General features: G+C 55.5%; 6 protein-coding genes. 4 read left to right on the forward strand and 2 right to left on the reverse strand.

Annotated elements, in window-relative coordinates; genetic code table 11:
- Nucleotides 1-294: 294 nt before the first annotated feature.
- On the forward strand, nucleotides 295-1,212 hold the full coding sequence (gene nac, locus C5687_RS23390) for a nitrogen assimilation transcriptional regulator NAC (protein WP_045286298.1): 918 nt from the start codon (nucleotides 295-297) through the stop codon (nucleotides 1,210-1,212).
- A gap of 96 nt (nucleotides 1,213-1,308) precedes the next feature.
- A complete protein-coding gene (cbl, locus tag C5687_RS23395) occupies nucleotides 1,309-2,259 on the forward strand; it encodes an HTH-type transcriptional regulator Cbl (RefSeq protein ID WP_025759285.1) in 951 nt (316 codons plus the stop codon).
- A gap of 38 nt (nucleotides 2,260-2,297) precedes the next feature.
- Here cbl and C5687_RS23400 read toward each other — a convergent pair whose 3' ends face one another.
- Nucleotides 2,298-2,906 (reverse strand): glutathione S-transferase family protein, encoded by a 609-nt coding sequence (locus C5687_RS23400; RefSeq protein WP_080337344.1) that lies wholly within the window; start codon nucleotides 2,904-2,906, stop codon nucleotides 2,298-2,300.
- A 171-nt stretch (nucleotides 2,907-3,077) separates the two neighbouring features.
- Between C5687_RS23400 and C5687_RS23405 the strand changes: the two genes are divergently transcribed.
- Nucleotides 3,078-3,971 (forward strand): LysR substrate-binding domain-containing protein, encoded by an 894-nt coding sequence (locus C5687_RS23405; RefSeq protein ID WP_104558137.1) that lies wholly within the window; start codon nucleotides 3,078-3,080, stop codon nucleotides 3,969-3,971.
- A 71-nt stretch (nucleotides 3,972-4,042) separates the two neighbouring features.
- On the opposite strand, the gene C5687_RS23410 is transcribed toward C5687_RS23405, so the two are convergent.
- Nucleotides 4,043-4,975 (reverse strand): LysR family transcriptional regulator, encoded by a 933-nt coding sequence (locus tag C5687_RS23410; protein WP_095441712.1) that lies wholly within the window; start codon nucleotides 4,973-4,975, stop codon nucleotides 4,043-4,045.
- Nucleotides 4,976-5,116: 141 nt separating this feature from the next.
- Here C5687_RS23410 and C5687_RS23415 point away from each other — a divergent pair, with 141 nt between their 5' ends.
- Nucleotides 5,117-5,506 (forward strand): RidA family protein, encoded by a 390-nt coding sequence (locus C5687_RS23415; RefSeq protein ID WP_104558139.1) that lies wholly within the window; start codon nucleotides 5,117-5,119, stop codon nucleotides 5,504-5,506.
- The last annotated feature ends 38 nt before the right edge of the window (nucleotides 5,507-5,544 follow it).

The following is a 5,544-nucleotide window of genomic DNA, read 5'->3' on the forward strand; positions in this document are numbered from 1 at the left end:
GACCTGCGTCTCCCTTGTCAAAGGGTGGATCAACGCCTTTTGATCGTTTGCTGACAAAATCGGCAAAGTGGCGTTTTTGACAGCGGAATGCACTGCTTTGGTGCGGATATACCTCTAATGGGGCAGATCATAAACTGCTGTTTCAGTAATAAAAGCCCCCTCCATGATTAGGATTCCTTATTTTCAGGTGGTTAGCGAACAATTCAGACCGCCTGGTAAAACTGGCATTCATATTGCAAAACCTGTTCAACAACGACAGCCGGTTCCGGCACAGCATTTCGAACAGGGGGCAAAATGAACTTAAGACGACTGAAATACTTCGTAAAAATCGTCGATATCGGCAGCCTGACTCAAGCGGCGGAAGTGCTGCATATCGCGCAGCCTGCGCTGAGCCAGCAGGTGGCTACTCTGGAAGGCGAGATGGATCAGCAGTTGTTGATCCGCACCAAACGCGGCGTTACGCCAACGGAAGCCGGTAAAATCCTTTATACCCACGCGCGCACCATCCTTCGCCAGTGTGAACAGGCGCAACTGGCGGTTCATAACGTTGGCCAGACGTTGAGCGGGCATGTTTCTATCGGTCTGGCGCCGGGAACGGCCGCATCATCTATTACCATGCCATTGCTGCAGGCGGTTCGCGCTGAGCTGCCAGAAGTGCTGGTGTACCTGCACGAAAACAGTGGGTCCGTACTGAATGACAAACTGCTCAGCGGCCAGCTGGATATGGCGGTGCTTTACGATCGCTCCCCGGTCGCCGGGATCACCAGCCAGCCGCTGCTGAAAGAAGATCTTTATCTTGTGGGCACCCGCGACTGTCCGGGCCAGAGCGTTGACCTTACCGCGGTGGCAGAGATGAACCTCTATCTGCCGCGCGATTACAGCGCCGTGCGCGTGCGCGTGGACGAAGCCTTCTCCCTGCGCCGCCTGACGGCAAAAATCATCGGCGAGATCGACTCGATCTCCACGCTGACCGCAGCCATTGCCAGCGGAATGGGGGTCACGGTGCTGCCGGAATCTGCCGCGCGTTCGCTGTGCAGCGCGGCAAACGCCTGGATGGCGCGCATCACCACGCCTTCAATGAGCCTGCCGCTGTCGCTGAATATGTCCGCACGCGGCTCGCTGTCGCCGCAGGCGCAGGCGGTGAAAGAGATTTTGATGTCGCTGGTCAGCAAGCCATCGCTTGAGAACCGCGAACTTCAGCTCGTGAGCTGATATTCCATAAAAGCATAAGATGCTGGTTTTTATTATTTGTTCTGCAGCTCAGCTGACTCTAACAATAGAGCTATGTCAGATGCGCCGGAGTGAATCGTGAATTTCCAGCAACTTAAAATTATCCGTGAGGCGGCCAGGCGGGATTACAACCTGACCGAGGTCGCCAATATGCTTTATACCTCTCAGTCCGGCGTCAGCCGCCATATCCGCGAGCTGGAAGAGGAGCTGGGGATAGAGATCTTTATCCGCCGCGGTAAGCGCCTGCTCGGCATGACAGAGCCTGGCAAGGCATTGCTCACTATCGCGGAGCGGATCCTCAACGAGGCCAGCAACGTGCGTCGTCTGGCCGATCTCTTTACCAATGATGCCTCCGGTGTGCTCACCATCGCCACCACCCATACCCAGGCGCGCTACAGCCTGCCGCCGGTGATTAAAGCCTTCCGCGAACTCTTCCCGGAGGTGCGTCTGGAGCTTATCCAGGGCACGCCGCAGGAGATTGAAGTGCTGTTGCAAAACGGTGGGGCGGATATCGGCATCGCCAGTGAACGCCTGAGCAACGACCCGCTGCTGGTGGCCTTCCCGTGGTTCCGCTGGTATCACAGTCTGTTACTTCCGGTCGATCATCCCCTGAATCAGGTCTCTCCGCTGACGCTGGAGGAGATCGCAAAATGGCCACTGATTACCTACCGCCAGGGCATTACCGGACGTTCACGCATTGATGAAGCCTTCAACCGAAAAGGGTTAACGCCGGATGTGGTGCTCAGCGCGCAGGATTCCGATGTGATTAAAACTTACGTCGAGCTGGGGCTGGGTATTGGTCTGGTGGCGGAACAGTCCGGGGGCGAGCGCGAAGCCGGAAACCTGGTGCGTCTGGATACACGTCATCTGTTTGACGCCAATACCGTATGGCTGGGCCTCAAGCGCGGACAGCTTCAGCGCAACTATGTGTGGCGCTTTATCGAGCTCTGCAATGCCGGGCTGTCCGTTGATGAGATTAAACGCCAGGTAATGGAGCCGGAAGAAGTGGCGATTGATTATCAGATTTAAGCGCTGGCTTGCCCGGTCGTGCTGACCGGGCCTGTTATTTAGTTGAAAGGATATTTTTTGAAGACCGCTTGCGCCTCGAAGGCATCAGTAACCGCCTGAATCTTTCTGAAATCCGCTGTGTTAACGACGTGAGGGATCATCGACTGAATAAACGTCCAGACCACCGTACTGGTAATGGCGACCTGGTCGGGCAGGGGGCTGGCCGGACGCGCCTCCAGCAGCGTGTTCCATTCTTTGCAGGCTGCCAGCAACTGGACGGTAATGCGCTCGACCCATGAACTATGCTGCTTCTCCGCCGGGCGCAGGTTGTGTTCATACACATTTTGGACCGCTTTCTCCGCGGCGGCGAGGATAAAGCCCAGCGTCTGAAGATCGTTTGCCAGCGCATCCGGTGCCACGGGCAGCAGTCTCCGTTCAGGGGCAGCATGGGCCTCAAAATAATTCAGTATCAGCGACGAATCCATCAGACGCGTTCCATTCTCCAGAATCAGCGTGGGCGCTTTTACCGCAGGGTTGATCCGGGAAAATTCCTCAAATGTGCTGAATACCGACAGCGGCTGGCTTTCAAATGCAACGCCATAAAGTTCCAGGGAGACCGCTACGCGCCGTACGTAAGGCGAATCCATCATGCCAATAAGCTTAATCATAATTGCCGTTTTCCTGTCGCTGTGAAATGACACGCTATTAAAGCTACTGAACAGACATTACGATACATTTGTCATGATGAATATCTTCAATATCTTACCGCCAGGGTTAGTATTACTGACATATCGCCAGGCCACCGTTTTAAGATTGTGTTCGGTTCAGGGAGTGTTTTCATGTCTGATTTTCCACCTATCGCAAGTTTGCGTAGTTTTGAAGCGGTGGCTCGCCTTGGCAGCGTAACGCTCGCAGCGAAAGAGCTTCATGTGACTCATTCCGCCATCAGCCAGCAGATTAAAGTGCTGGAGGAAATGGTGGGGGTGAAGCTGTTTATCCGTCATGGCCGAGGGGTGCAGATCAACGAAGAGGGTCGGCTCTACGCGTTACAGGTGCGCGAGGCGCTGAACCATATCGCAGATGCCACCCGGCTCGTGCAGGTGAAACCGAGAATACTGGAACTGACGCTGGCGATGGTGCCGTCTTTTGGTTGTCACTGGCTGTTGCCGCGTCTGGGACGGTTTCGGGAAAAGTATCCGCACATCACGCTGCGACTCCAGGCCAGCCTGACGATCACCAGCATGCAGCAGGAAGGGATCGATATTGCGATACGCATGGGGAAAGGGAACTGGGAAGGAAGCGACTGCCATTATCTTTTCTCTGATGAGCTGATTGTTGTGGCGGCGCCCGGTTATAACGGCGGTGTCCTCCCGGCGACGCCGGCTGAGGTGGCGAAGAGCCAGATCATATTCTCCATGGAGTCGTGGAAAACCTGGTGTTTTAATGCGGGGCTGGAAAAAGAAATTGTGCCCGGCGGCTTATGCATTAACGATTCAAACTTAGTCCTTGAGGCTGTCAGGCTCGGTAAAGGTATCGCGCTGGAGCGCCGTTCTCTGGTTCAGGATGCCATCACCCGGGGTGAACTGGTCCAGCTTACCCCATTCACTGCGCCGTATCCCTGGCCTTACTGGCTGGTAACATCGCAGTTAACGGAGGTGAAATCGGAAGTGGCTCTCTTCGTCGAATGGTTGGATGAGGAAGTTGCGGCCTGGCGTCAGCTCACGGAGTTCTGAACTTTTTTACGATGAGATCCTTCGGGTGGCTGACCGGGATCGCCATAGTTAATAACGGGCGAATAAATATGCTAAATTTCCTTTCCCTTTCGGTTGGTGTTGGGGACATGCTGCTGCATCAATTCAACGATCCAGTCAATAAAAACGCGCAGTCTGGCGTTGACATGGCGGTTCGGCGGGAAAGCCAGATGCAGGGGCATTGGACTGATACGCCATTGTGTAAACAACGGAATCAAAGAGCCAGCCGCCTGATGCGCTGCCGCCATATAGACCGGCAGCGCAATCACGCCTAACCCGGCTAACCCGGCTTCGAGGTAAGCATTGCCATCATCCACGGCAAGTACATAGCTGCCCGTGATTTCAATATGTTCACTCTCACTGCGCAGTACAAGAGGATCAATCTTACCGGTGCGTGAGGACAAGAACCCGACAATGCGATGGTCGGTGTTTTCCAGCTCTTGCGGGTGCGCCGGGGTGCCAAGGCGTTCAACATAACTGGGGGCGGCGTAGACGCCGATGTGCAAATCTCCGACGTGGCGAGCGATGAGGGACTGGTCGTTGATTTCGCCACCGCGCAGGACGCAATCCACGCTGTCGCCGATCAGATCCACCACCCGGTCGCTCACGCCCATGTCGAACTGGATATCAGGGTAGCGTGCATGGAAAGCCGGTAGCGCCGGCACCAGGATGAGGCGGGCCAGCGGACTGGGCACATCTACCCGTAGCCGTCCCGTGGGCGTAATCGCCGCGCTGGACAGGCTGTTTTCAGCATCTTCCATGTCCGCCAGCAGTCGGATGACGCGTTCGTAGTAGACCGCGCCATCGGGGGTCACACCGAGCTTGCGGGTGGTGCGATGTAGCAATCTGACGCGCAGGCGCGCTTCCAGCTGCTGAATGAGCTGCGTCACCGTAGTTTTGCTCATATGAAGCGTTTGGGCAGCCTTTGTGAAGCTACCGGCCTCCACCACGCGGGCAAAGGCGCGCATCGCGTCGAAACGATCCATTCCTTATCCTCTCTTTTTGCCGATTGTTTGGATATTACAAACAATGATGGACAAAGTCGCTTGTTTATCCGCCCGATCCTGCACCTGTAAAGTGTCTTCATGTTCAACGGGCTGATTTCGCCCTATTGCAAAGGTACAAACATGACAGCACGCGAAGTAGTTTTCCCCTCCGGTCGACAGGCGCTCTATGAGCGTAATCGCTATTCACCGGCCATCAAATCCAACGGCTTCCTGTTTGTTTCGGGGCAGGTTGGTAGCCGCGAGGATGGTTCGCCTGAGCCCGATCTGAAAGCGCAGGTCAGGCTGGCATTCAGGAATCTTAATGCTGTTCTCGCGGCTGCGGGCTGCACGTTCAGTGATGTGGTCGACGTGACCCTCTTTGTCGTCGATCCCGAGACAAACCTCGACACTATCTGGAGTATCCTGCCAGAATATTGGGGGGAAGCGCCTTACCCTACGTTGACCGGGATCGGCGTGACGTGGCTTTACGGATTCCAGTTTGAGATTAAGGTGATTGCCAGGCTGCCCTGAGTGTTAGGGGCTTTCCGCCACCCGGCTAATTTTCCGAA

Origin of the sequence: Enterobacter sichuanensis (assembly GCF_002939185.1) — a bacterium.
GTDB classification, from domain to species: domain Bacteria; phylum Pseudomonadota; class Gammaproteobacteria; order Enterobacterales; family Enterobacteriaceae; genus Enterobacter; species Enterobacter sichuanensis.